At 62.1% G+C, this 363-nt stretch carries 1 pseudogene; it reads right to left on the bottom strand.

What is annotated here, in order from left to right:
* A pseudogene (locus tag AB4Y92_RS26680) lies at positions 1-363 on the bottom strand (S-(hydroxymethyl)glutathione dehydrogenase); the annotation flags it as partial.

Below are 363 nucleotides of genomic sequence, written 5' to 3'. Positions count from 1 at the left end.
CCCCGAATGACGTTGAGGCCGATACCACCGAGTCCGAAGACCACGACATTGGCGCCGGGCCAGACCTTGGCGGTGTAGATCACGGCGCCGATCCCGGTAGTTACGCCGCAGCCGATATAGCAGATGGTGTCGAAGGGYGCGTCCTCGCGGACCTTGGCSASSGCGATCTCGGGCAGSACCGTGAAATTCGCGAAGGTYGARCAGCCCATRTAGTGCAAGACCTCGCCTCCGTGACAGGAGAAGCGCGAGGTGCCGTCCGGCATCACGCCCTGGCCCTGSGTAGACCATCGTCGAGTGCAGAGATTGGTGCGGCGTGACAGGCAGCTTTTGCAATTCCGACATTCCGGCGTGTAGAGCGGAATG

Origin of the sequence: Lysobacter sp. TAB13 (genome assembly GCF_052113885.1) — a bacterium.
Classification (GTDB): domain Bacteria; phylum Pseudomonadota; class Gammaproteobacteria; order Xanthomonadales; family Xanthomonadaceae; genus Lysobacter; species Lysobacter gummosus.
This window is presented reverse-complemented; position numbering and strand designations above follow the sequence as displayed.